The organism is Novosphingobium profundi, assembly GCF_020524485.1.
Classification (GTDB): Bacteria; Pseudomonadota; Alphaproteobacteria; order Sphingomonadales; family Sphingomonadaceae; genus Novosphingobium; species Novosphingobium profundi_A.
Genome location: NZ_JAIVLF010000001.1, coordinates 1,238,892 through 1,261,842, shown reverse-complemented (window position 1 = coordinate 1,261,842; position 22,951 = coordinate 1,238,892). Strand labels below are relative to the sequence as shown.

General features: G+C 65.3%; 19 protein-coding genes. 2 read left to right on the top strand and 17 right to left on the bottom strand.

The genetic code is table 11. The features are described 5' to 3' along the window. Nucleotides 1-731: 731 nt before the first annotated feature. A complete protein-coding gene (locus LC060_RS05585; protein ID WP_226633379.1) occupies nucleotides 732-1,187 on the top strand; it encodes an META domain-containing protein in 456 nt (151 codons plus the stop codon). A gap of 180 nt (nucleotides 1,188-1,367) precedes the next feature. Next, the gene (locus LC060_RS05580) at nucleotides 1,368-2,120 is read left to right on the top strand and encodes a hypothetical protein (RefSeq protein WP_226633378.1); all 753 of its coding nucleotides are present in this window, start codon (nucleotides 1,368-1,370) and stop codon (nucleotides 2,118-2,120) included. A 157-nt stretch (nucleotides 2,121-2,277) separates the two neighbouring features. Here the strand turns inward: LC060_RS05580 and cobA are convergent, their stop codons facing one another. The 17 genes from cobA to rutB form a co-directional block, all read right to left on the bottom strand. Continuing rightward, nucleotides 2,278-3,075, bottom strand: a complete 798-nt coding sequence (gene cobA, locus LC060_RS05575; protein ID WP_226633377.1) for a uroporphyrinogen-III C-methyltransferase — start codon at nucleotides 3,073-3,075, stop codon at nucleotides 2,278-2,280. Continuing rightward, a complete protein-coding gene (locus LC060_RS05570) occupies nucleotides 3,072-5,660 on the bottom strand; it encodes a nitrate reductase (RefSeq protein WP_226633376.1) in 2,589 nt (862 codons plus the stop codon). Before LC060_RS05570 ends, cobA begins: the two co-directional genes overlap by 4 nt. Before the next feature lie 5 nt (nucleotides 5,661-5,665). After that, a complete protein-coding gene (nirD, locus tag LC060_RS05565) occupies nucleotides 5,666-6,031 on the bottom strand; it encodes a nitrite reductase small subunit NirD (RefSeq protein WP_226633635.1) in 366 nt (121 codons plus the stop codon). Next, nucleotides 6,031-8,535, bottom strand: a complete 2,505-nt coding sequence (gene nirB, locus LC060_RS05560; RefSeq protein WP_226633375.1) for a nitrite reductase large subunit NirB — start codon at nucleotides 8,533-8,535, stop codon at nucleotides 6,031-6,033. Before nirB ends, nirD begins: the two co-directional genes overlap by 1 nt. 256 nt (nucleotides 8,536-8,791) lie before the next feature. Next, nucleotides 8,792-9,235 carry a cyanase gene (gene cynS / locus LC060_RS05555; RefSeq protein WP_226633374.1) on the bottom strand — a complete coding sequence of 148 codons (444 nt, stop codon included), beginning with the start codon at nucleotides 9,233-9,235 and terminating at the stop codon, nucleotides 8,792-8,794. After that, nucleotides 9,232-11,025: a bifunctional protein-serine/threonine kinase/phosphatase gene (locus LC060_RS05550; protein ID WP_226633373.1), complete on the bottom strand. Its 1,794-nt coding sequence runs from the start codon at nucleotides 11,023-11,025 to the stop codon at nucleotides 9,232-9,234. Before LC060_RS05550 ends, cynS begins: the two co-directional genes overlap by 4 nt. A gap of 88 nt (nucleotides 11,026-11,113) precedes the next feature. After that, nucleotides 11,114-11,935, bottom strand: coding sequence for a formate/nitrite transporter family protein (locus LC060_RS05545; protein ID WP_039388003.1), 822 nt, complete (start codon nucleotides 11,933-11,935; stop codon nucleotides 11,114-11,116). Between the two features lie 27 nt (nucleotides 11,936-11,962). Next, on the bottom strand, nucleotides 11,963-13,204 hold the full coding sequence (locus LC060_RS05540; protein ID WP_226633372.1) for an alginate export family protein: 1,242 nt from the start codon (nucleotides 13,202-13,204) through the stop codon (nucleotides 11,963-11,965). 278 nt (nucleotides 13,205-13,482) lie between these two features. After that, the gene (locus LC060_RS05535; RefSeq protein ID WP_226633371.1) at nucleotides 13,483-15,177 is read right to left on the bottom strand and encodes an ABC transporter ATP-binding protein; all 1,695 of its coding nucleotides are present in this window, start codon (nucleotides 15,175-15,177) and stop codon (nucleotides 13,483-13,485) included. Nucleotides 15,178-15,228: 51 nt separating this feature from the next. Further along, nucleotides 15,229-16,227, bottom strand: coding sequence for an ABC transporter permease (locus tag LC060_RS05530; protein ID WP_226633370.1), 999 nt, complete (start codon nucleotides 16,225-16,227; stop codon nucleotides 15,229-15,231). 102 nt (nucleotides 16,228-16,329) lie between these two features. Next, nucleotides 16,330-17,763, bottom strand: a complete 1,434-nt coding sequence (locus LC060_RS05525; RefSeq protein WP_226633369.1) for a CmpA/NrtA family ABC transporter substrate-binding protein — start codon at nucleotides 17,761-17,763, stop codon at nucleotides 16,330-16,332. A gap of 223 nt (nucleotides 17,764-17,986) precedes the next feature. Continuing rightward, nucleotides 17,987-19,198 (bottom strand): CmpA/NrtA family ABC transporter substrate-binding protein, encoded by a 1,212-nt coding sequence (locus LC060_RS05520; protein ID WP_226633368.1) that lies wholly within the window; start codon nucleotides 19,196-19,198, stop codon nucleotides 17,987-17,989. Nucleotides 19,199-19,228: 30 nt separating this feature from the next. Beyond that, on the bottom strand, nucleotides 19,229-19,807 hold the full coding sequence (locus LC060_RS05515) for an ANTAR domain-containing response regulator (protein WP_226633367.1): 579 nt from the start codon (nucleotides 19,805-19,807) through the stop codon (nucleotides 19,229-19,231). Nucleotides 19,808-19,887: 80 nt separating this feature from the next. Continuing rightward, the gene (gene rutA, locus LC060_RS05510) at nucleotides 19,888-20,958 is read right to left on the bottom strand and encodes a pyrimidine utilization protein A (protein ID WP_226633366.1); all 1,071 of its coding nucleotides are present in this window, start codon (nucleotides 20,956-20,958) and stop codon (nucleotides 19,888-19,890) included. A 6-nt stretch (nucleotides 20,959-20,964) separates the two neighbouring features. After that, complete coding sequence (gene rutD / locus LC060_RS05505; protein ID WP_226633365.1) at nucleotides 20,965-21,747, bottom strand: pyrimidine utilization protein D; 783 nt, start codon at nucleotides 21,745-21,747, stop codon at nucleotides 20,965-20,967. Further along, entirely contained in the window at nucleotides 21,740-22,123 is a 384-nt protein-coding gene (rutC, locus tag LC060_RS05500) for a pyrimidine utilization protein C (protein WP_226633364.1), read from the bottom strand. The genes rutD and rutC overlap by 8 nt, the downstream gene beginning before the upstream one ends. 46 nt (nucleotides 22,124-22,169) lie before the next feature. Continuing rightward, nucleotides 22,170-22,943, bottom strand: coding sequence for a pyrimidine utilization protein B (gene rutB / locus LC060_RS05495; protein ID WP_226633363.1), 774 nt, complete (start codon nucleotides 22,941-22,943; stop codon nucleotides 22,170-22,172). Between the last annotated feature and the right edge of the window lie 8 nt (nucleotides 22,944-22,951).

Genomic DNA, 22,951 nt, shown 5'->3' with positions numbered 1-22,951 from the left:
TTCACCTCTCCGGTCGAGCGGCGGCAACATGTCAACGTCAGCATGGATGCGATCATGGAATGACAAGCCGCCCCGGCCCATAGGGGTTGACCCGCATTCGTGCATCGGCGCGTCCCACATCGCATGGCATTTGTCCCCTCGCGTACCAAGTTTCCCGGCCGAACCGGGTCAGTCTTCAAGACCTAGCGGGTTACTACGGATAGTAAACCATCGAGTACGCACCAGGAATTGCAGTCCAAGGCAACGGGATACTTCGTGTAGCCCCATGGCTTCGGACCATTTTGATTCCCGCGCAGCTCGCAAACATGAAACCTCGATCGCCTTGACCTGGGAATGATCGAAGCCCGACCTCCCCAAAGCTTCGACACCGCATCCGCTGCGCCAGGATTGCGATTCCGCGCCCCTCACCCGCGCTCTTCCCCGGCTCGAAAGCCGGGTGGTTCCGCCCCCGTTTATCCGGCCTAATCCCGATGGGCTCGCGGCACGGCCATGGGGCATTCTTGGAGCAGGGTCGGAAAGGCTCATCGCCACCGGGTTTCTCCGACCCTATAGTTTACCCGAGCGCATCGATCGCTCCTGGCCCGGGTTCACGCCATCTTTCAGCCGCCCGCCACGGACGGCTCGCCGGACCGCCACCGTCCCTCACCCCCCATGGTGGCGGTCCGGCCCCCTGACCCGACATGTCCCTGAACCGCCTTGTTCTCGCCCCACAAACAGGTACCTTCCCCTTCATGATTGCACGCACCCCGCTCCGCAGGTCCGCCTGCATCGCCCTTCTGCTCGCCACCACGTCGGCCTGCGCCAGCCTCGATGCGCGCGAGGAACGCCAGAGCGCCCTTATCGGCCCCACCTGGCAACTTGCCGGGATCGCGGAAGGTGGTTCGCAAACCACTCTCACCGCGCAGCAATCGCAAGAGCTCACCTTGACCTTCAACGTGAAGGGAGAAGCGCACTTCCGCCTCGCGTGCAACACCGGCAACGCCAGATGGACCGCGCAGTTCATGGAGGGCCGGATCCAGATCACCCCGATTGCCACGACCCGCAAACTCTGCCCCGATCCCGAGATCGCCAACCGGGTAGGCCGAGAATTGCCCGGAGACCGGCGCTACCGCTTCTCGCCCGACGAGAAGACCATGTTCATCCAGTCCGATACCGTCACCTTCCGCTTCGTCGACAGCGCGGACTGACACCTGCTCCCGGAGGCCTACGGGCCCTTCGCACCGCTTCTGGTTGCACAGCCTCTCGTCAGGCTGCACGCCTTGGCGTACACTCCTGTGTGCAAGGGCCATCACGAGTCCTGAGAGGAAAGAAGATCGCGTCGGGAGAACGGCGAGAAGGCCGGGTCCCGAACCATCGGGAGAGACCGCATGAACATAAGCCCCCAGCAATTCCGGGCCTATGCGGATGGGGAACTGAGCGGCGAGGAAGCGCGCGCGGTCGAAGCGGCCATTGCCGCAGATCCCGACCTTGCCGCCCGGCTCGAAAAGGTGCGCCGTGCGAAGGGCAAGGTTCGTCCTATCCCTCTTTCGGCAGCGCGGTCGGCCCGCGAGATTCACGCTATAGGGCGCGAGGGCGCAATCCTGGATTTCACCGCCGCCAAGGCCCGACGTGAGCAGGCAAACGCGGCAGGAGAGCCCCGCCGACATGGCGCTGCGCCAAGGAGCAAGGTCCCGATTTTCCAGCGCCCCGGCCTCGCGCTTGGCCTGTCACTGGCGCTTGTCCTGGGGGTACTGATTGGGAGCAGTCTCGACCTCGCCCGCTTTGCCGGCACGTCTGGGCAGGACGCTGGCGGACAAGATGTGGGCAACCTGCGCGATGCAGGCGACAGGCTACTTGCCGCAGGCGCCCTTGCCACGGCCCTCGAAAGCGACCCGCGCACATCCCCGGGGGACGAGAGACTGTTTCACATTCTGGCGACCTACCGGAGCGATGATGGCACCTACTGCCGTCGTTTTGCAGGTTCGATCGGCGTGGGCCTCGCCTGCCGGGGGGCGGATGCCTGGAGGCTCATTGTCCTCGATGCGGATGGGCGCGCCGACCTGATCCAGCCGGGATCGCATCTGGGGGAGCCACTTTCGGCAGAAGCCGAAGCGGAGGTTCTGTCGGCAGGCTGGCCCTGAATGCCACATGACACATGCCGCATCCTCTCAAGGACACAGCCGAGATGAAAGCGAGACCGGCCCCGTAACTCGGCAGCCGGAAACCGGCCTCGCGGCTCGTCCACTCCCCATGGTCGAGGTCCGTGGCCGCGTATCCTAGTTTTTTGACATTATAAATCTATTTCAGAACCTTAACCCCAAATTTCATGACCTGCTCACGCTCTGTATCCGGGCTCTGCTCCATCGCCGAGCCGATCAGCAGCAACGCCGGACCATCGCCAAGGGCTGTGCGCGAGGCCAGCGGCAGCAGGTCGAGACGGGTGTGAAAGTGGCGCTCGTCGGGCAGGCTCGCGTTCTCGACCAGAGCGACCGGCGTGTCGGCCGGAAGGCCCGCCGCAATCAGCTGTGCCGACAGCGCAGGAGCCGCCGCCTTGCCCATGTAGACTGCCAGCGTCGCCTCGGGATCGGCCAGCCGCGCCCAGTCGAGTTGCAACTCCTCGCCCGCACGCGCATGGGCGGTCACAAAGGTCAGCTTACGGGCAAATCCCCGCAGGGTGAGCGAGGTCCCGATACCCGCGGCCGCCGCGCTGGCTGCGGTGACGCCCGGACAGACCCGCACCGGCACACCAGCTGCGCGGCACGCGTCCAGTTCCTCTGTCGCGCGCCCGAAGATCGAGGGGTCCCCGCCCTTGAGGCGCACAACGCGCTCGCCCGCGAGCGCCGCCTCGACGATCAGCGCATCGATGCTCTTCTGATCCTTGGAATGACGCCCCGACCGCTTTCCCACGTAGACAAGGCGTGCGCGCCGGCTTGCCAGCTCAAGGATGCCCGGACCCACCAGCGCATCGTGGAAAATCACGCTCGCCGCGCCGATGAGGCGCTCGGCCTTGCGGGTGAGAAGCTCGGGATCGCCGGGGCCTGCGCCCACGAGCCAGACCGAACCTTCGCAAAAGTCGTCGTAACGGGGGGCAGTCATTCGGCAGGCTCCCTTGGCTGAGTGGCACAGGTTTCCAGAAGGCGCGCAATGGCCGGGCGGCAGGAGCCGCAGTTGGTCCCCGCCTGCGTGCTCTGCCCAACGGCTTCGACGCTGTCGGCACCGTCCGCGCAGGCCGCGGCAATATCGTTGGCGCCGACGCCATGGCACACGCACACGATCGGCCCTCTATCGGGAAGCGGCGTGCTCGGCCGCCCGGCAAGAAGCTCGCAGGCGCTCGCACTGTCCTGTCCGAGCTGGCCTGCCACCCAACTGCGCGCGGGCAGCTGCCCCGCACGGGTGAGATAGATCGCCGCGGCCAGCGTGCCGTCCCCGGCGCGCACCGCCACGCGGCGCATGCCCCGGACGGTGTCGGCCACCTCGAGCCGTTCGCCTTCGGGAAGTAAAGCGTCGAGATCGACCGCGCCTTCTCCCGCCAATTCGTAGAGCCAGCCCTCGGCGATTCGTGCGCGGGCCCAGTAGGCAAGACCCTTGGGCGCGATGGCATCGCGGCGGACAAGGAACGCCTGCCAGTCGGCCGCAACGGTCTCCAGCCTCGCTGCACTGTTCTTGAAGCCGGGCTGACCGGATACCGGATCGACCTGAGGCCCCGGCAGGCGGTTGGCCCGCCCCTCTCCGCTCATGGCATCGCTCCAGTGCATCGGCACGCAGATCTCGCCAGGGCGCTGCCCCTCTTGCACATCGACACGAAACACCGCGCGGCCCTGCCGGGTCACGACCCGCGCGAGCCCGCCAGCGGTTACGCCATAGCACGCGGCATCGCGCGGATGCACTTCGAGCAGCGGCTCGGGCCGGTGCTGCGACAGGGTTGGCGAGAGGCCCGTGCGAGTCATGGTGTGCCACTGGTCACGGTAGCGCGCGGTGTTGAGGCGCAGTGGGAACGCCGCATCCTGCACCCGCTCGGGCGCTTCAATGCGGATCATCTGCGCCTTGCCCGAGGGGGTCGGATAGCCCGAAGCCAGAGGCCGCGCACCGCCCCACTGGAAGGGTTCAAGCGCGTCGTAATCTGCGCTGGAAATATCGCCAAGATGCGTGAGATCGAGGCACTTTCCGCGCGCCTGTGCGAGACCTGTCATCCGTGCGTACTCGCGGAAAACGGCCGCCGCATCCTCCCAGGCGAACGCCTCCCCCCACCCCATCGCCGCCGCGACATCGGCGATGATGCGCCAGTCGGCCCGCGCCTCGCCGGGCGCATCGAACAGGCGGCGCTGGCGCGAGATGCAGCGCTCCGAATTGGTCACCGTACCATTCTTTTCGCCCCAGGCCTCGGCGGGCAGAAGGATATCGGCATACCGGGCGGTGTCGGTGTCCGCGATGACATCGGAGACCACCACCGTCGGGCAGCGGGCGAGAGCCTCGCGCACGAAGGCGCTGTCGGGCATCGAGACCGCCGGATTGGTCGCCATGACCCACAGGAACTTGACCCGGCCATCGTGCACGGCCCGGAACAGGTCCACGGCCTTGAGCCCCGGCCCCGAGCACAGGACAGGTGCATTCCAGAAGGCCGCCGCTGCGCGGCGTTCCTCCTCGGAGAAACCAAGGTGACAGGCGAGCGTGTTGGCAAGGCCGCCCACCTCGCGCCCGCCCATCGCGTTGGGCTGACCGGTGATGCTGAAGGGCCCCGCGCCGATCCAATTGATGCTGCCCATCGCCAGGTGCAGGTTGATGATGGCGTTGCCCTTGTCGGTCCCGCAGACCGACTGGTTCGCCCCTTGCGAGAACAGCGTGACCATGCGCGGGTGTGCGGCGACGAGCGTGCACAGTTCTTCGAAAATCTCAGGGTCGACACCGGGATCGCAGGCAAGATCGTCCCAGAAATCGGGCGCGACCTCGACATGGGCGGACATGTAGGCGGCATCGACAAGCCCCTGTGCGTGCATGCGGGCGAGCAGCGCATTGAACAGCGCAATGTCACCATCGGGCGCGATGGGCACGTGCAGGTCAGCCTGTTCGGCGGTCTCGGTGCGGCGCGGATCGATCACCACGATCCGGGTCCCCCGGCGCGCGCGGGTCTTCTCGATCCGCTGCCAGACGACCGGGTGGCACCAGGCCGTGTTGGAGCCGACCAGCAAAATGAGATCGGCCGCGTCCAGGTCCTCATACGAACACGGGACGACGTCCTCGCCGAACGCGCGGTTGTAGGCCGCCACCGCACTTGCCATGCACAGGCGTGAATTGGTGTCGATGTTGCCCGAGCCGACAAAGCCCTTCATCAGCTTGTTGGCGGCGTAGTAATCCTCGGTCAGAAGCTGGCCCGAGACATAGAAAGCGACGCTGTCCGGGCCATGCTGCGCGATGCACGCGCGCATGCGCTCGGCAACCTCCGCGCTCGCCTTGTCCCACGACACACGTTCGCCCGCGATCCGGGGATGGAGAAGACGTCCTTCCAGCCCGACCGTCTCGCCCAGGTGCGTGCCCTTGGAGCACAGGCGTCCGGCGTTCGCCGGGTGCCTGGGATCGCCGGCAACCGAGACCTCCCGGCGCGCGCCGCTGGCAACGTCGGCCGTGATGCCGCAGCCGACGCCACAATAGGCGCATGTCGTGCGGATCGGGCCCGTGTCGCCCATGGCGCTCAGGCCTCTGCCTCGGCAGGCGCCGCCTCGGCGCCCCCACCCAGAACCGCGGCGCGCAGGAGGTAGATGCGCCCGGCATCGACCCGGAGCGGGATCGTGGGCACGCAGCCCTCGTCATCGCCCAAGGCGCGCCCATCGCGCAGCGAGATGTTCCAGTTGTGCAAGGGGCAGGTGACCACATCGCCATGGACGATGCCCTGGCTCAGCGGTCCCTTCTTGTGCGGGCAGGCGTTCACGATGGCGAAGAACTCCCCGCGCAGCGTGTGGAAGATCGCCAGTTCCTGCGCGCCTTCCACCGGAAGCGTGCGCGCGGTGCCCGCCTCGATCTGTCCGACCGGGCCAATATCGAGCCAATCGCCAATCATCATGCCTTCTCCAGCTGAAACGAGGAATCGGAGGGACGCACCGTTGCCAGGTGCTGGTGCAGATCGGCGCGCTCGCCCGCCGCGCGCTTGGCCCAGGGGTCATCCTGCATGAAGCTCTGCGAATGGTGGAAGCGGGCGGCGTAAGCGCGCACGGTCTCGGGATCGGCGAGAGCCAGCTTGACGTGCTCCAGCCCGACGCGTTCGATCCAGGGCGCAGTGCGTTCGAGGTAGCGCGCCTCCTCGCGATAGAGCTGGATGAAGGCAGCGCACATCTCCATCGCCTCCTCTTCGGTGGCCACCTTGCACAGAAGATCGGTTGCGCGCACCTTGATGCCGCCATTACCGCCCACGTGCAGTTCGTAGCCACTGTCGACGCAAACCACGCCGAAATCCTTGATGGTCGCCTCCGCACAGTTGCGCGGGCAACCCGAGACAGCGATCTTGAACTTGTGCGGCATCCAACTGCCCCAGGTCATGCGCTCGATCTTGACGCCAAGTCCCGTGGAATCCTGCGTACCGAAGCGGCACCATTCCGAACCGACACAGGTCTTCACCGTGCGCAGAGACTTGCCATAGGCATGGCCCGACACCATCCCGGCCGCGTTGAGATCGGCCCAGACCGCAGGCAGATCTTCCTTCTTGATGCCGAAGATGTCGAGGCGCTGGCCGCCGGTCACCTTGACCATGGGCGCATCGTACTTCTCTACGACGTCCGCAATCGCACGCAGTTCGCGCGGATTGGTGAGCCCGCCCCACATGCGCGGGACGACCGAATAGGTGCCGTCCTTCTGGATGTTGGCGTGCATGCGCTCGTTGACGAAGCGGCTCTTCTGATCGTCCTCGTAAACCCCGGGGAGCGCGCAGAGCAGATAGTAATTGAGCGCGGGGCGGCACGAAGCGCAGCCATCGGGCGTCGACCAGTGCAGCTCCTGCATGACGTGCGGGATCGAGGTAAGGTTCTTCTCCAGGATCAGCGCGCGCACATCGTCGTGGGTGAAGCTGGTGCACTTGCACATCGTGGCAGGCCCGGTCTCGACCTCGCCGCCCAGTGTCACGGCCAGCAGGCTCTCGACCAGATTGGTGCACGAACCACACGAGGCCGAAGCCTTGCACCCGGAGCGCACCGCGTCGAGCGAATGCGCGCCGCCCTCGATGCACGAAACCACCTGGCCCTTGGAAACGCCGTTGCACCCGCAGATCTCGGCATCGTCCGAGAGGGCCGCAACGGCCGCGTTAGGGTCCAGCAGCGCACCTCCGGACGCGAAGGCCTGGCCGAAGATCAGGGCCTCGCGGATCTCCGAGACGTCCTCGCCCTTCTTGAGGAGGTCGAAGTACCACGAGCCATCGGCGGTATCGCCGTAAAGCACCGCGCCCACGATCCGGTTGTCCCTGACGATGACGCGCTTGTAGATCCCGCGGGCGGCATCGCGCATGACGATGTCCTCGCAGCCCTCCCCGCCCGAGAAGTCCCCGGCCGAGAACAGGTCGATCCCCGAAACCTTGAGCTTGGTTGACGTGACCGAACCTTCGTAGCCGGTCGCCCGGTCGGTGACATGGTCGGCAAGCGCGCGGCACATGTCCCACAGCGGCGCGACAAGACCATAGCACAGGCCCCGGTGCTGGACGCATTCGCCCACCGAGAGCACATTGGGGTCGGAAGTGACCATGTGGTCATCGACAAGGATGCCGCGCTCAACCTCCAGGCCGGACTCCTTGGCAAGCCCCGTCGCGGGACGGATGCCGACGGCCATGACGACGATGTCAGCGGGGATCTCGGTGCCGTCTTCCAAGCGGACGCCCGCCACGTGCCCGTCCTTGCCGATGATCTCCTTGGTGTTCGCGCCGGTCAGGATAGTCTGGCCGCGCTTTTCCAGTTCGCTACGCAGCAGGAAGCCCGCCGCCTCGTCGAGCTGGCGCTCCATGAGCGTGGGCATGAGGTGGATCACGCTCACCTTCATGCCGCGCAGGCTCAGGCCATGGGCAGCCTCGAGGCCGAGCAGGCCGCCGCCGATCACGACTGCGCTTCCGCCCTTGTCCGCCGCCGCCAGCATCCGGTCGACGTCATCGAGATCGCGAAAGGTCACGACGCCGTCGAGGTCCTTGCCCGGAACGGGAATGATGAACGGGTCCGACCCCGTCGCGATCAGCAGCTTGTCGTAAGGCTCGGTGCGACCCGAAGCGGCGATGACGGTCTGCATGTCGCGGTCAATGCGTTCAACCTTGTCGCCCGACACCAGCGTGATGCCGTTTTCGGCGTACCACTCGGGCGTGTTGATGACGATTTCGTCGAAGGTCTTTTCACCTGCGAGAACGGGCGAGAGCATGATGCGGTTGTAGTTCACGCGCGGTTCGGCACCGAAGATCGTGATCTCGAAGCGTTCGGGCTCACGCGCCAGTATCTCCTCCACCGCGCGACACCCGGCCATGCCGTTGCCGATCACCACGAGCCGTTCGCGCGGCCCTTCGGGAAAGGCGTTCCCCTCGAAGTTCACAGGTGCATTCACGTCGGCGTCTCCGTTCGTGACGCGCACGCAAAAAAACCGCCTCGGACCACGCCCCTTGCAGGGATGGTACGGGCGGCTTCGTTGCCACGCGTTGTCAGAAAGTGCGGCGAGGCGCTTCCATCGTCCTTCTGCGGACGGCGCATTCTCGCTGATCTGGTTTTTAACTGATTCGCACAGTTCCCGGCAAGACTGTTTTTGCACCTGCAGCGAAAAAGGGAAAAGCCGCCTCCTCCCCGAAGGCGACTTTTTCAAGCGATTACCAGCTCTTGTAGGGAAGGAACTTGCCACTCATAACGACTTCTACCCGGTCGCCTTTTTCGTGTGCGACGCGGTTGATCTGCATGTCGAAGTCGATCGCGCTCATGATCCCGTCACCGAACTTCTCCTGGACCAGCTCCTTGAACGCCTCGCCGAACACGCCGGTAATCTCGTACCAGCGGTAGATGCACGGATCGGTCGGAACGGTCTGAGCGAACGTCTTGGTCGGGTACTCGCTCAGCACCACCGCGGCCTCGGCCGGCAGGCCCAGAAAGTCGACCAGCTTGCCCGCCGCGTCGGGCAGAAGGCTGTTCATGCCCAGGCACGCCGAGGTCACGAAGACCTCGCTGAGGCCAACCTCCTCGGCAATCGCGGCCCAGCCGATCGCCTTTTCGCGCTTGGCAGCGCGGATCATGGTGGTGACATCGGACTTGGTCATCATCGCTCTCTCTCCTTTAGGTCTCGGGATGGAATGGGGGACGGACGCCCGGCGATCTGCCCTCCGAGCAGCAGCGAGGCGGCCAGCGCCAGCGCGAGAAGTGCGCTGATTGCCTGCCACACCCGCTCGGGACGGCGTGCCAGCAGCGGCCGCGCGGTGACGGGGCGCAGCGCCGCGTTCGGGCGGGAAAGATCGTAGGTGAACTCCGATAGCTCGGCGTAACGCTGCGCGGGCTCAAGGGCGAGCGCGCAGGCCAGCGCCGCGTCCATCCAGTCGGGCACCTCGGGGTTGATCTCGCTCGCGGGAACATAGCGCAGCTTGCGCTGCGCGGCCCGCGTCTGCGCTGTGCTGAGGCGCGGTCCATAAGGCAGGCTGCGGGTGAGCAGAAAATAGGCGAGCGCGCCCAGCGACCACAGATCGCTGGCGCGCGTGGGCGCATGACCGAGCCAGATCTCGGGCGCGGTGAACTGCATCGTGCCTGCATAGAGCGCCTCGCCCGCGCGCGGGGCCAGTTCCTCGAGCCCTGCGACAAGCGCGGAGCCGAAGTCGACGATCCGCACTGTGCCATCCGCATCAACGATGACGTTGGCGGGCCGCAGGTCACCATGCAGGATTTCACGGCGATGGAGCGCCAGAAGCCCACGCGCTACCTGCTTGACGAGGCTGCGCACGGCCGCAAGGTCGGTCGCGATCTGCGCGTGGGCCCATTCCTCAAGCGTCTGGCCGGGCAGATATTCAAACAGGGCGTAGGCGTGACGGCGCTCACTGCGCGGCGGCGGAGCGCAGAGCAGGTGGCTGCTTTTCACGCGCCTCGCGACCCATTCCTCCAGCATCAGGCGCTGAAGTTCGTGCGCGTCACCCGCCTGCTGAGTCGCAGGGGCCTTGAGGACGAGACGGCGCCCACTCACCTCCTCGCGCACCAGATAGACATGGCTGCGGTGCCCAGCGTGGAGCGTGCGCAGCACCGTCAGCCCTTCAAAGCTCTGCCCGGCCATCAGCGGCGGTGCGGGTGGCAACTCGCGCCCATCCCCGATCACATCGGCCAGGTCGCCGTCGGGCAGCGCCTCCACGCGCAGGACCTGCGCGGTGAGGTTGTCCCCGCTCCCCGCCGTCCGGGCGGCCGCCACGAGCGCCTCGGCGCCGCGCTGGGGATCGGGCTCGGCGAGGATCTCCTGCATGTCCCCATCGCCAAGGTGCTCGTGCACGCCGTCACTCGTCAGGACGAAGACGTCGCCCGTAGCGATGGCGGCCTGCACGTGATCCACCTCGACCCGGCGGTCGATGCCGAGCGCGCGGGCCAGAAGGCTCTCCCCTCCACCCAGATCCACCCGATGCGGCTGCGTCAGGATCCGGCAGGCTCCGTCCGAGAGATGCGCGACACGGCCATCGCCCACGTGGAAGATATAGGCCGACCGGCCCTTGAGGACGAGCGCGCTGAAGGTCGTGACCAAGCCGCGCTCGCGCGCGCTGTCCTCCAGCGCCGGGCCCTGCCCGCCGGTGTTGCGGGCAAAGAGCCAGGAATTGATAGCCGCGATGACCCGCTCCGCGCTTGTCGGCACGGACCAGGCCTCAGGCGTTGCCATGTAGTCGGTGAGGAACGAAGACACCGCAAGCTCGGCCGCCTCGCGCCCCTGCGCGCTGGTGCTGATGCCATCGGCAAGCGCCAGCGCGATACCCTTGGTGGCAAGGCTCGCTGCGTCCTCGGGCACGAGGGCATCCCCGAAATCCTGGTTCGCCTCCTTGGCTCCGGCATCGGAGCAATAGCCAAGGCGGACGACAAGCCGCGCTCCCATCACGCTCCCTTTCGCAGATGGCAAGGAAGGAGCGGAAGTGGTGGCATGCCAGCACCCACTCCCACCCCTTCGCACTGCCAGGGGACGCTCAGGCAGCGATCTTGACGACCCGCGACGGCGCGGTCTTGCGGTGCGTGCTGAAGAGCATGAGGCCTGTGAAGGTCAGGCCCCCCACGACATTCCCCAGCACCACCGGGATCTCGTTCCACACCAGGTAGTCGGCAATGGTGAAGTTGCCGCCCAGCATCAGGCCGGTGGGGAACAGGAACATGTTCACGATCGAGTGCTCGAAGACCATGTAGAAGAAGAGCATGATCGGCATCCACATGGCGATGACCTTGCCCGAAACGGTGGTCGAGATCTGCGCGCCGACGACGCCGGTCGAAACCATCCAGTTGCACATGACCGCGCGCACGAAGATGGTGAGCCAGCCCGCCGCGCCGTAGGCCGCGTAGCCGACCGTACGGTTCTCACCGATGACGGCCATCTTGGCGCCCACTTCGGCCGGTTCGGTCGAGAAGCCATAAGTCCAGTAGATCGCCATCAGGACCGCGGTGGTGAGCGCGCCTGCAAAGTTGCCGGTGAAGACCAGGCCCCAGTTGCGCGCAACCCCGCCCCAGGTGCAGCCTGGGCGCTTGTCCCAGACCGCCATCGGGCACAGCACGAAGACCCCGGTCAGGAGGTCGTAGCCAAGCAGATAGAGCATGCAGAAGCCGACCGGGAACAGCACCGCGCCCGCCAGCGGCTGTCCGGTCTGGACATTGATGGTGACCGCAAAGGCCGCCGCGAGCGCCAGAATGGCGCCGGCCATGTAGGCGCGGACCAGCGTGTCCTTGGTCGACATCATGATCTTGGATTCGCCCGCATCGATAAGCTTGGTGACGAATTCGGTTGGTGCAAGATAGGCCATCGGTAACTACTCCCTTTCCCCGCGTGATCAGAACGAAAAGCCGAACTGGACCCAGAACTTCTCGGTGTCGGTGCCAAAGCTGTCGGCCGTGTAGTTGGCGTACTTGAAGAGGACCCCGTAGCCCGCGACCTTGAAGCCAAGGTTCGCGTCCCATTCGTGCCCGTAGTCGATACCGCCCACGTCGCTGTCGAACTGGTGGTAGACGACCATGCCCTTCAGCCCCTTGAGCGGGCCGACATCGCCAAAACCCGCGGAAACGGCGCCGAAATAATCGCGCAGGCCCGTCGACGGCGTGGTCAGAAACAGGTCGGCCCAGCCGTTGAAGGCGTGTGCGGTTGCCATCGGTGTCTGGAAGGCGGCCAGGCCATCGTCGCTCCCCAGTTCCTCGTAGCCCCCCTTGAGCCCAAAGCCCGCGACCGAAACGCCGAGTTCGGCGTCGTAGTAGTCGGCCGCGTAGTTGATGGGATTGGCGCCGTAGTCGCTCTGACGCGCGTAGCGCAGCTTGATGTCGATCTTCGCCGTACCGCCGAGCGGGATCGCGCCCGCGGCTATGGCGCCATAGGTCTGGCTCGACATGGCGAGGCGCTCATCATAGTCGAGCAGGTAGGCAAAGCCCTTGAGCGCGATGCCCTTCACCTTCACGCCGCCGTCCAGCAGCACGAAATCACCGTCCCAGTACTTGTTCGGGCTGTCCGCGCCGAAGATCGAGCGCTGCGAGAGCGAATAGGTGGCATCGAGGATGACCGGCCCCAACGTCCCTTGCGCGCGCACCGCATCGAAGGTCTGCTCGTTCTGGCGCCAGCCGACATTGCCGACAAAGCGCGCGTCGTCGTGAATGATGCGCTGGCGGCCCACGGTGATCGAGCCGATCTTGCCCGAATAGCCCACCTGCAGCCGGTTCACTTCCACGTTCTGGGGATCGGCCACGACCGAGTACGGCTCGGCGCCCAGATACCCGTTGTTGCCGGGGATCGTGTCGTTGTAATTGTCGAGGATCGCCAGCGTGCTCTCGGCCTCGGCCAGCGCCGAGAAGCCGTGGGCCTTCACCTCAACACCGCCGCGAAGGCGCAGCGTCAGGGCATCGGCATCGCGCCCCAAATCATCCTGGTCGACATGTTCGTAGCGCAGCATGCCATCGATGATCGGATCGATGGTCACTCCGTCCGCCACAGTGACAGGCGCGCCTGACTTGGCAAGGGCCGGAGCCGAGAGTGCGAGTGCGGCGGTGCCGGCTGCGAGCGTGACAAAAGTGGAATACGCGGTCTTCATCGTCGTGTACCTCCGATGGCGCCCCACCCCCACGCGGGCACGCCGTTTGCTTCCAGAAACTGGATCGAAGGCAGACGTCGTTGTCCGCCGCACCAGGCCGGGCGTTCTTCGCGCCTTCGCAGCCTGTTTCCTGCGCTTCGGATGGCAGGCGTCCTTGCCTGCCCCCCGCCCCTCATGAGCGCGCGCCGGGCCCCGCCCCTTTCGGGCAGGACTACAACTTCGTCCGTACCATTCCCCCGGACACAGGGTTCCCGGGCCGCGCGGTGCGGCCCGTTTGGTCAGGCCGCCTTGGAGGCCGGACCGTGGTCGTATTCGGCGAGGAAGTGCAAAACCTCCTGCCGATACTGATAGAACTTCGGGTCCTCGAGCAGCGCCTTGCGGTCGCGTGGACGCGGCAGGTCCACCTTCAAGACTTTGCCGATGGTCGCGCGAGGTCCATTGGTCATCATCACCACCCGGTCGGCGAGCAGGATCGCCTCGTCGACATCGTGGGTCACCATGATCGCGGTCACCTTGGTACGGTTCCAGGTTTCGACCAGCACGTCCTGCAGGTCCCAGCGGGTCAGGCTGTCGAGCATGCCGAAGGGTTCATCCAGCAGCAGCAGGCGCGGCGAGAGCGCAAAGGCGCGTGCGATGCCCACGCGCTGGCGCATCCCGTTCGACATTTCCGCGGCCATCTTGTCCATGGCATCGCCCAGCCCCACCCGTTCCAGATAGTAGTCGACGATGTCCGCCCGCTCGGCCTTGCTGGCGTGCGGATAGACCCGTTCGACCCCCAGCGAGACGTTCTGGCGCGCGGTGAGCCAGGGCATCAGGCTCGGCGCCTGGAAGACCACCGCCTTGTCCGGCCCCGCCCCCGAAATCTCGCGGTTGTCGAGAACGATGCCGCCACTGCTGATCGCGTTGAGGCCCGCTGCCATGGTCAGCACGGTCGACTTGCCGCAGCCCGAGTGGCCGATGAGCGAGATGAATTCGCCCTTTTCCATCAGGAGGTTGAAGTCTTCGACCACGGTCAGCGGCCCCTTGGGCGTGGGGTAGACCTTGTTGAGCTTGAAGAATTCCAGGTAGCGCTGCTCGACTGCCGACTGCCCCGCCTCGACATAGGCCTTGGGCAGTTGCGGCTCGCTCTTCACGAAAAGGTCGATGGGCGTCACCTCGGGCAGGGCCACGCTGGCCTCGCCCACGCTCGATCCCGCTTCGTTGAGGTGCCCCAGATAGCCCACGATCTCGCGCCGCAGCGACTGGAAGTGGGCATCGTCGTTCACCGCCTCACGCTCGCGCGGGCGCGGCACGTCGACCGTGAAAATCCTGCCAATGTGGGCCGAAGGTGCGGGCGTGAGCACCGCGACCCGGTCCGCCAGCAGCAGCGCCTCGTCCACGTCGTTGGTGACGAGGATGATGGTGCGCTTCTCCTCCTTGCGGATACGCTCGATCTCGTCCTGAAGCTTGGCGCGGGTGAGCGCGTCGAGCGCGGAGAGCGGCTCGTCCAGGAGCAGGATCTCGGGCTCCATCGCCAGCGCCCTAGCGACCGAAACGCGCTGGCGCATGCCGCCCGAAAGCTGGCCGGGCTTGCGGTCCATCGCGTGGCCCAGCCCGACGAGCTCGACCTTCTGGCGCACCAGTGCCGCCCGTTCGGCACGCGAGCGATCCTTGTGCACCGCATCGACCGCCAGCGCGACGTTCTTCTCCACCGTCAGCCAGGGGAAGAGCGAGTAGGACTGGAACACCAGCCCGCGGTCCTTGCCCGGCCCGTCCACCGGGCGACCGTGCAGGAGGATCTGCCCGGCATCGGGCTCGACCAGCCCGGCGATGGTGGAGATCAGCGTCGTCTTGCCCGCCCCCGAGAAGCCCAGGATGGCAATGAATTCGCCTTCCTCGACATCGAGGTCGATGCCGTCGAGCACCTGCGTCACATCGCCGGTCTGGCCGGTGTAGGCCTTGGTCACACCCTGGAGCGAGAGGATCGTACCCATGTCTTTGGTCCCTTACGGTAAGTGCAGGAAGTGTGGCGCGAAGGGCCGCGATCAGACCGCGTGGTTACGGCTGACGAGGTTCTGGAGGGTCATCATCAGGCGGTCGAGCAGGAAGCCGATGAGGCCGATGACGATCACCGCGAACATGATGCGGGCAAGCGACTGGCTGGACCCGTTCTGGAATTCGTCCCAGACGAATTTGCCCAGCCCCGGGTTCTGCGCGAGCATTTCCGCCGCGATCAGCACCATCCAGCCCACGCCCAGCGAGAGGCGCATGCCGGTGAAAATGTAGGGCAGCGAGGACGGCAGGACGAGCTTGGTCAGCTTCTGAAAGGTGCCGAGCTTGAGCACGCGCCCCACGTTCAGGAGGTCCTTGTCGATCGACGCGGTGCCGACGGCCGTGTTGATGAGCGTGGGCCACAGCGAGCACAGCGTCACCACCACCGCCGAGATCACGAAGCTCTTGGCCAGCATCGGGTCCGCGCTCGTGACCGTGGCCGAGACGACCATTGTCACGATGGGCAGCCAGGCGAGCGGGCTGACCGGCTTCATGATCTGGATCAGCGGGTTGATCGCGGCGTTGAAGAGCGGTGAGAGACCGGCGGCAAGGCCAATCGGCACGGCCACGACCGTTGCGAGGATGAAGCCGAGCGCCACCGTCTCCAGCGAGGTCACGACCTGGTCGAGGAAGGTCGGCGGGCCAGCGTAATCAAAGGCCATGGCCTGCGTTCCGGCGGCGATGCGCGCATCCTGCGCCGCGTAGAACTCCGCCGCCGCCTCGTTCGAGGCCTGCCACTCCCCGTAGAGCGCAGCGCCCTGCTCGGCCACTTCGAGCGGTCCCGGCAGCGCGCCGAGCGAGGTATCCACCATCGGCGCCAGCGCGGCCCACAGCCCCAGGAAGGCGAGGATACCGATGACCGGCGCCAGGATCACCTTGGTGTTCTTGGCAAGGAACGCCTGGACCTTGCCGGGCTGCGCCGCGCTCGGTTCGGGCGCCGCGGAAGGCGCGACTGCGGCCGGCTCGGCCGGGACGGACGGTTGCGTGGCCATGAAAGCCTCCTTGCTCGTGCTATCGGCGCTCGCCCCCGGGAGAGGCGCACGTGGTGCATAGACTGTTGCCATCGTTCTTCTCCTAGAGGCGGGCGCTGTCGATCAGCTTCCGGTCACACCCGAAGCGGACACCTTCTGGCCCTTCTTGAGGCCGATCTTGAACTTGGCGAGGTAGGCGTTGGGCTGCTTGCCATCGTAGGTGATACCATCGATGAAGCCGTCCTGCTCACCCCGGAACCCATCCGTTTCGGGTACATCGTCCGCGGAAATCGCGCCCTTCTCGACGAGCTGATTGGCCGCGGCGAGGTAGAGATCCGGACGATAGACCGCCTTGGCCTGGTCGAAGTACCACTGGTCGTCGTGGTCGGCGGGAATCTGGCCCCACCGGCGCATCTGGGTGAGGTACCAGATCGCGTCCGAGTAATAGGGGTAGCCCGCGTAGTTATCGAAGAAGATGTTGAAGCCGGGCGCATCGCGCGTGTCGTCCGCTTCATAGGTGAACTTGCCGGTCATCGAGGCCGCGATCACCGCCTCGTCAGCGCCCACGTAGTTGGGCTGCGAGAGGATCTTCACCGCCTCCTTGCGGTTTGCACCGCCATCGGCATCGAGCCACTCCTGGGCGCGGATGATCGCGCGCAGCATGGCCGAGGTGGTGCCGGGATACTTTTCGGCGAAGTCCTTGCGGATTGAGAAGACCTTCTCCGGGTTGTTGTGCCAGATCTGGTCGTCGGTCACGATCGGCACGCCGATCTTCTTCTGCACCGCAGCCTGGTTCCAGGGCTCGCCCACGCAGTAGCCCTCGATGGTGCCAGCCTCGAGCGTTGCGGGCATCTGCGGGGGCGGCGTCACCGAAAGCTGGACATCGGCCGAGGTGGTCCCCTTGATGTCGCCAGGGGTATAGAAACCGGGGTTGAGACCGCCCGCCGCGAGCCAGTAGCGCAATTCGTAGTTATGCGTCGAAACCGGGAAAACCATGCCCATGTTGAAGGGCTTGCCCTGCTGCTTGAAGCTGGTGACGACAGGCTTCAGCACCGAGGCCGAGATCGGGTGGACGGGCTTTCCATCCGCGCTGCGCTGCAGATCGCCCTTCACCATGTCCCAGACCTTGTTCGAGACGGTGATCGCGTTGCCGTTGAGATCAAGGCTGAGCGGCGCGATGAGATCGGCCTTGGTGCCGTAGCCAATGGTCGCGGCAAGCGGCTGCCCGGCGAGCATATGCGCGCCGTCAAGCTGGCCGCCGATCACGCCGTCGAGCAGGACCTTCCAGTTGGCCTGGGGCTCGAGCGTGACGTTGAGCCCTTCCTCGGCAAAGAAGCCCTTTTCCTTGGCAATCGCGAGCGGCGCCATGTCGGTCAGCTTGATGAAGCCGAGCTTGAGCACGGGCTTTTCCACCGCGCCGCCCGCAGATGCGGCCGTGACACCCGGCTGTGCGCCCGTCTCGTCCTTGCTGCCGCCGCATCCGGCCAGAGCCACGCTGGCGAGAAGTGCCCCCACCACCATACGGCGCGAAAAACCGGACTGCCCAAACTTCGTCATCGAACCAACCCCCAATTCCAAAACCCAAACGCAAAAAACCGCCACGACGAAAGTCCCAAGAGGACCACGACGAGGCGGCTACGGTGCCACGAATTTAAGAAAGTTCAGACCAGCTATACTAAGCACCCATCCTTGGGAGCCCACCGGACTGTTCGCTTAATTTAGTAAGCGATTCGCACAGCAAGCGGCAAGCTCTTTTTGCACTGCACATCGAAATTGCCTGTCACGGGAGCTGTGCCAGGTATTCTTCGATACGCTGTGGATCAAACACCTTCCCGTCAAAAAAAGCGTTGGACTCCAGAACCATGTTGCCCTGCTGCGTCCCCACGACAGTGGGCGTGACGATGCTGCCTTCGACCTTTGAACTGGCCCCTGGAAGCGGCTCGTTTGTGCCCAGCAGTGCAGCGCGATAGATGTCGGGACGGAACACGCGCGCCGCCTTGTCGGCGCTCGCGCGATCAAACGTCTGCCCGTCCCAGCGCACCATCTGCGAATAGAGCCACTCGGCCTGGCTGACCCAGGGAAAGTTCGCCGCTTCCCGGTACTGAAACATGAAATCGGGGTAGTGGATCATCGCTCCGCCCCGCGCGATCAGGATCTGGTCGGCAATGGCACGGCGAATGAGTTCGGGCGAACCATCCAGATACTCCGGCCGAGCCAGGATTGCGGCGTTGTGCTCCCAGTTGATAGGGTCCACGAAATGCGCAGCCGCCCGACACAAGGCGCGGATGAGACGCAGCACCGCCTCCCGTTTCTCCTCCAGCACCGGTTCGCGCAAGGCCAGCACCTTTTCGACCCCGCGCCGCCAGATCTGAGAAGTGGACAGGACAATCTCGCCCACGCCCTTTTCGACCGCGACGCTGTTCCAGGGTTCGCCGACGCAAATGCCATCGACCTCGCCAAGTTCCAGCGCCTCGGCGCAGAACGGCGGCGCCACCGTGGAGATGTCGACGTCCTTGTCCGCATGGATGCCGCACGAGGCGAGCCAGTAGCGCAGCATGTAGTTGTGGCTGGAATAGCGATGGACGACGCCGAAAGTCAGCGGCTTGCCCGCCGCCGCGCGCTCCAGCGCGACCTCGCGCAGCGCCGCGCCCACCTTGACCGGATCGCCCAGCCCTTCCTCGTCCCCGCGCACACGCTGCGCCAGCTTGGGGGCAAGTGTGATCGCATTGCCGTTGAGACCCAGCACGAATGGCGCGGCCAGCGGCTGTGCGGGACGCCCGCGCCCCAATGTTGCGGCAATGGCCAGAGGGGCGATCATGTGCGCGGCATCGCTGTGCCCGTAGAGCAGACGGTCGAGTACGGTCGCCCAGCTCAGGTCCTTGACCAGGCTGAGCGAAATCCCCTCGTCCTCGGCAAAACCATGCTCGAGCGCCAGGATCGGCAGGCAGGCATCCACCAGCGGCAGGAAGCCGATTGTCAGTTGCGTATTCACCTCAAGACACCTCTTGTCGGTCCCCGCCGATCATGTCCCGCTCATCAGTTCGTGGGCGGTGACGACGGCTTCGGCAATGTTAACGATGCGCTTGCCCTGGTCCATCGCGGTCTTGCGCAGTTCGGCATAGGCCTTGGGTTCAGGCAGGCCCTTGCTCTGCATCAGGATGCGCTTGGCCTTGTCGACAAGTTCGCGCTCGGCCAGCTTGCCGCGCGCTTCGGCCAGATCGCTCTGCAGCCGGGCAAAGGCGTTGAAGCGCGTGATCGCAAGATCGAGAATCGGCCGGATGCGTCCCGCGGCAAGGCCATCGACCACGTAGGACGAGACCCCGGCCTCGACCGAGGCGACGATGGCCTCATCGTCCGCCTCGTCCACGAACATGGCGATGGGGCGGGCCAGCGCGCGGCTCACCGCGAAATACTCCTCGAGCATGTCGCGCGAGGGATTTCCCAGGTTCATCAGCACGATATCGGGATCGATTTCAGCCATGCGCGCGAGCATGCCGCGCCGCTCGGTGATCACGACAAGGTCGCAATCGGCGAGCTCGGACAGGCCTTCTTCAATGATGGAGGCGCGCGCGGCGCTCTCATCGACAATCGCGATACGCATGCCACTTTACTGCACTGCACCATGGGCCCGATGCAATGGCTAATTGGGCCGGTTCCGAACCTTTAATCGGCTCCTGGCCCTTATCCCGCGATTCCGGCACGGCTTTTCATAAGCGGTTGAATCCGCGCCCCAAAGTCATCGATGCCCGCAAGGAAGTCATCGAAGGTGAGAAGCACGCCCCCCGTTCCGGGCACCTCGCTCATCTCGTCGAGCATGCGCGCCACGCTTTCGTAGCTGCCCACCAGGGTGCCCATGTTGATGTTCACTGCGCCCTCGGGCGCGGCAAGCTGGCGCACGTTGGTGTCGGTGTTGACCGTATCCTTTGCGCCCTGGTCGGCGAGCCAGGAGATAGCCTCGACATCGACCCCGTCATTGTAGAGCTTCCATTTCGCCATGGCCTCTTCATCCGTCTCGGCCGCGATCACCATGACGAGGACGAACATCGAGACATCGCGGCCGGTCTCGGCGGTAAACTTCGCAAGGCGCTCGTTGTTGAAGGCAAAGGCCGTGGGCGTGTTCACCCCTTTCCCAAGGCAAAAGGCGTAGTCCGCCCATTTCGCCGAAAAGGCGAGGCCTGCATCGGAAGAACCGGCACAGATGATCTTCATGTCCGCCCCCGGTTGCGGGCGCACCAGGCAATCCTCCATGGTGTAATAGTCGCCCTTGAAGTCGCTGCGCCCGGTGTTCCACAAGTCGCGCAGCACGTGGGCGTATTCGTCGAGCACGTCGTAACGGTTCTTGAAGTGCGCATCACCCGGCCACAGGCCCATCTGCGTGTACTCGGGCGGTTGCCAGCCGGTGACGAGGTTCATCCCGAAACGGCCGTGGCTGATCGAATCGATGGTGACGCCCATGCGCGCGGCAAAGGCGGGCGGCAGGATCAAGGTAGGCGCGGTCGCGTAGAGCTTGATCTTCTCGGTCACCGAGGCAAGTCCGGCCATGAGCGTGAAGCTTTCCAGCCCGTATTCCCAGAACTCGGTCTTGCCGCCAAAACCGCGCAGCTTGATCATCGAAAGCAGGAAATCGAGCCCGTGCGCCTCGGCCTTGAGGGCAATCTCCTTGTTGAGATCGAAGCTCGGCTTGTACTGGGGCGCCGTCTCGGAAATCAGCCAGCCGTTGTTGTTGATGGGGATGAAGACACCGACCTGCATGGGGCGCTAACTCCTGAGATAATCGAGCACGTAGCGGTTGAAGAGCGCGGCGTCGGTCACGTTGCAGGCGTGGCCGCCCCAGGCGAAGCTGTCGACCTTGGCGTGCGGCACGAAGCCGGCAAGATCGAGCGCGGTGACGTAAGGCACCAGAAAATCGTCACGCGTGGCAATGACCAGCAGACTGGAAAGCGCGGCAAGACCCGCCGGATCGGGGCTGTAGGCCTGCACCGCTTCGATCCGCTGGACCATGGCGTCCACGCCTGGAAAGCTTGCCGCATGGTGGGCCACTTCGGCGGACAACTGGGCATCGTGGGAGGCGATCCAGTCCGGCGGATAGAGGAACAGCGGCTGCGCCTCCAGAAACGCCTCCACGCCCGCGCCGTGCAGCAGGGCCAGCCGTGCGGCGAAACAGCGCCGGGTATGGGCAGACAGGGTCCGCCAGCCGTTGACCACCACCAGCCGCCCGATCCGGTCGGTGCGGATCGCGGTTTCGATCCCGATCGCCCCGCCCAGCGCGTGGCCGATGAAATGCGCGCTAGGGATCTCCAGCGCGTCCATCAGGGCGATGACGTCGTCCGCCATGTCCTCGACACTGAGCGATGCAAGCGGCCTGCGGTCGCTGCGCCCCGTGCCGCGGTGGTCGTAGGTGATGACGCGGTGGTCCTGCGCCAGCGCGGCAATGTTGGGAGCCCAGTAGGCACCGCTGCCGCCAAGACCGCTCGAGAGGATCAGCGGCGGCGCCTCGGGACTGCCATGCTCTTCGAACCAGAGGCCACCCGTTTCAGGCAAGGTGCGCGACCGAGGCGATCTCGACAAGGAGATCGGGCTTCACCAGGTCGGCCCGGATGCAGTAGCGCGCGGGCTTGTCGCCCGGGAAATACTCGGCATAGACCGCGTTGAAGGCGGCATAGTCATCGAGGTCCTTGAGGAAGATGTGGTTCATGGCGATGTCCGCCATGGTGCCCCCGGCAGCCTCCACCGTCACCTTGATGACCTCCAGAATGTGCCGGGTCTGCGCCGCGGCATCGCCGATGTGGAGCACCGTGCCCCCTTCCCCCAGCGCCAGCACGCCCGAGACATAGACCGTGTTTCCCGCCTTCGCGCCTGCCGAATAGGGGGCGATGGGGGGTGGGAACTGCGGCGGATTGATCGGCTCGAACGGCATCTGTCTTTTTCCCTCTCTGGTCTCGCGGAGTGGCAGGTTCTTCGCGTCAGTCTGCAGGCGGCAACTGCCCCACGGCGGTGCGAAAATCGGCGAGCGAGCTCACCCAGCCGAAGAATTTCTCGATGTTGTAGAGACTGGCCTCGCGAATGAAGTCGGGGCCCAGGTGATGGACCGCATCCTCCAGCACCACGCCGAAGTATTCGAGGTGGAACCCGTCGCGCAGGGTCGATTCCACGCAGACATTAGTGGCGATGCCGGTGAAGATGAGCGTGCGGATTCCGCGCGCGCGCAGGATCGTGTCGAGCTGCGAATTGAAGAAGGCCGAATAGCGCGGCTTGTGGACGCGGATATCGCCCTCTTTGGGCGTCAGCGCCTCGACAAGCTCATAGTCCCAGCCGCCGCGTGCAAGAAACTTGCCTGCAAGTTCAGGCCGCGCGCGCATGGTCTTGAGGGCATTGGACTTGTGGTAGTTGGGCGATTGCGGCGTGCCCGCTTCCACATAGTCCGCGTCCCAGCCGTTCTGCAGGAAAATAACCGGCATGCCCGCGCTGCGCGCCACGTCGAGCACCTGCGCAATGTGGCCGATCACACCCGCGGCCGGAGCGACATCGAAACCCGCCTCATCGACATAGCCCCCCTTGGACGCGTAGGCGTTCTGCATGTCGATGACGATGACCGCGCTTGTCGAAGCATCGATGCGCAGGGCTTCGGGGCGGGCAGGCAGCACGACCGAGGGGCCGGAACGCTGCGGGGCGGGATCTACGATCGGTTCGCTCACCCAAGTCAGTATTGAGCAAAGCCGCCTTGCGATCAAGCACATAGATAGCT

Excerpts from the sequence above, each read along its gene's own strand:
- LC060_RS05585 (WP_226633379.1), top strand. The coding sequence starts at position 732 with ATGATTGCACGCACCCCGCTCCGCAGGTCCGCCTGCATCGCCCTTCTG.
- LC060_RS05580 (WP_226633378.1), top strand. The coding sequence starts at position 1,368 with ATGAACATAAGCCCCCAGCAATTCCGGGCCTATGCGGATGGGGAACTG.
- cobA (WP_226633377.1), bottom strand. The coding sequence starts at position 3,075 with ATGACTGCCCCCCGTTACGACGACTTTTGCGAAGGTTCGGTCTGGCTC.
- LC060_RS05570 (WP_226633376.1), bottom strand. The coding sequence starts at position 5,660 with ATGGGCGACACGGGCCCGATCCGCACGACATGCGCCTATTGTGGCGTC.
- nirD (WP_226633635.1), bottom strand. The coding sequence starts at position 6,031 with ATGATTGGCGATTGGCTCGATATTGGCCCGGTCGGACAGATCGAGGCG.
- cynS (WP_226633374.1), bottom strand. The coding sequence starts at position 9,235 with ATGATGACCAAGTCCGATGTCACCACCATGATCCGCGCTGCCAAGCGC.
- LC060_RS05550 (WP_226633373.1), bottom strand. The coding sequence starts at position 11,025 with ATGGGAGCGCGGCTTGTCGTCCGCCTTGGCTATTGCTCCGATGCCGGA.
- LC060_RS05545 (WP_039388003.1), bottom strand. The coding sequence starts at position 11,935 with ATGGCCTATCTTGCACCAACCGAATTCGTCACCAAGCTTATCGATGCG.
- LC060_RS05540 (WP_226633372.1), bottom strand. The coding sequence starts at position 13,204 with ATGAAGACCGCGTATTCCACTTTTGTCACGCTCGCAGCCGGCACCGCC.
- LC060_RS05535 (WP_226633371.1), bottom strand. The coding sequence starts at position 15,177 with ATGGGTACGATCCTCTCGCTCCAGGGTGTGACCAAGGCCTACACCGGC.
- LC060_RS05530 (WP_226633370.1), bottom strand. The coding sequence starts at position 16,227 with ATGGCCACGCAACCGTCCGTCCCGGCCGAGCCGGCCGCAGTCGCGCCT.
- LC060_RS05525 (WP_226633369.1), bottom strand. The coding sequence starts at position 17,763 with ATGACGAAGTTTGGGCAGTCCGGTTTTTCGCGCCGTATGGTGGTGGGG.
- LC060_RS05515 (WP_226633367.1), bottom strand. The coding sequence starts at position 19,807 with ATGCGTATCGCGATTGTCGATGAGAGCGCCGCGCGCGCCTCCATCATT.
- rutA (WP_226633366.1), bottom strand. The coding sequence starts at position 20,958 with ATGCAGGTCGGTGTCTTCATCCCCATCAACAACAACGGCTGGCTGATT.
- rutC (WP_226633364.1), bottom strand. The coding sequence starts at position 22,123 with ATGCCGTTCGAGCCGATCAATCCGCCGCAGTTCCCACCCCCCATCGCC.
- rutB (WP_226633363.1), bottom strand. The coding sequence starts at position 22,943 with ATGTGCTTGATCGCAAGGCGGCTTTGCTCAATACTGACTTGGGTGAGC.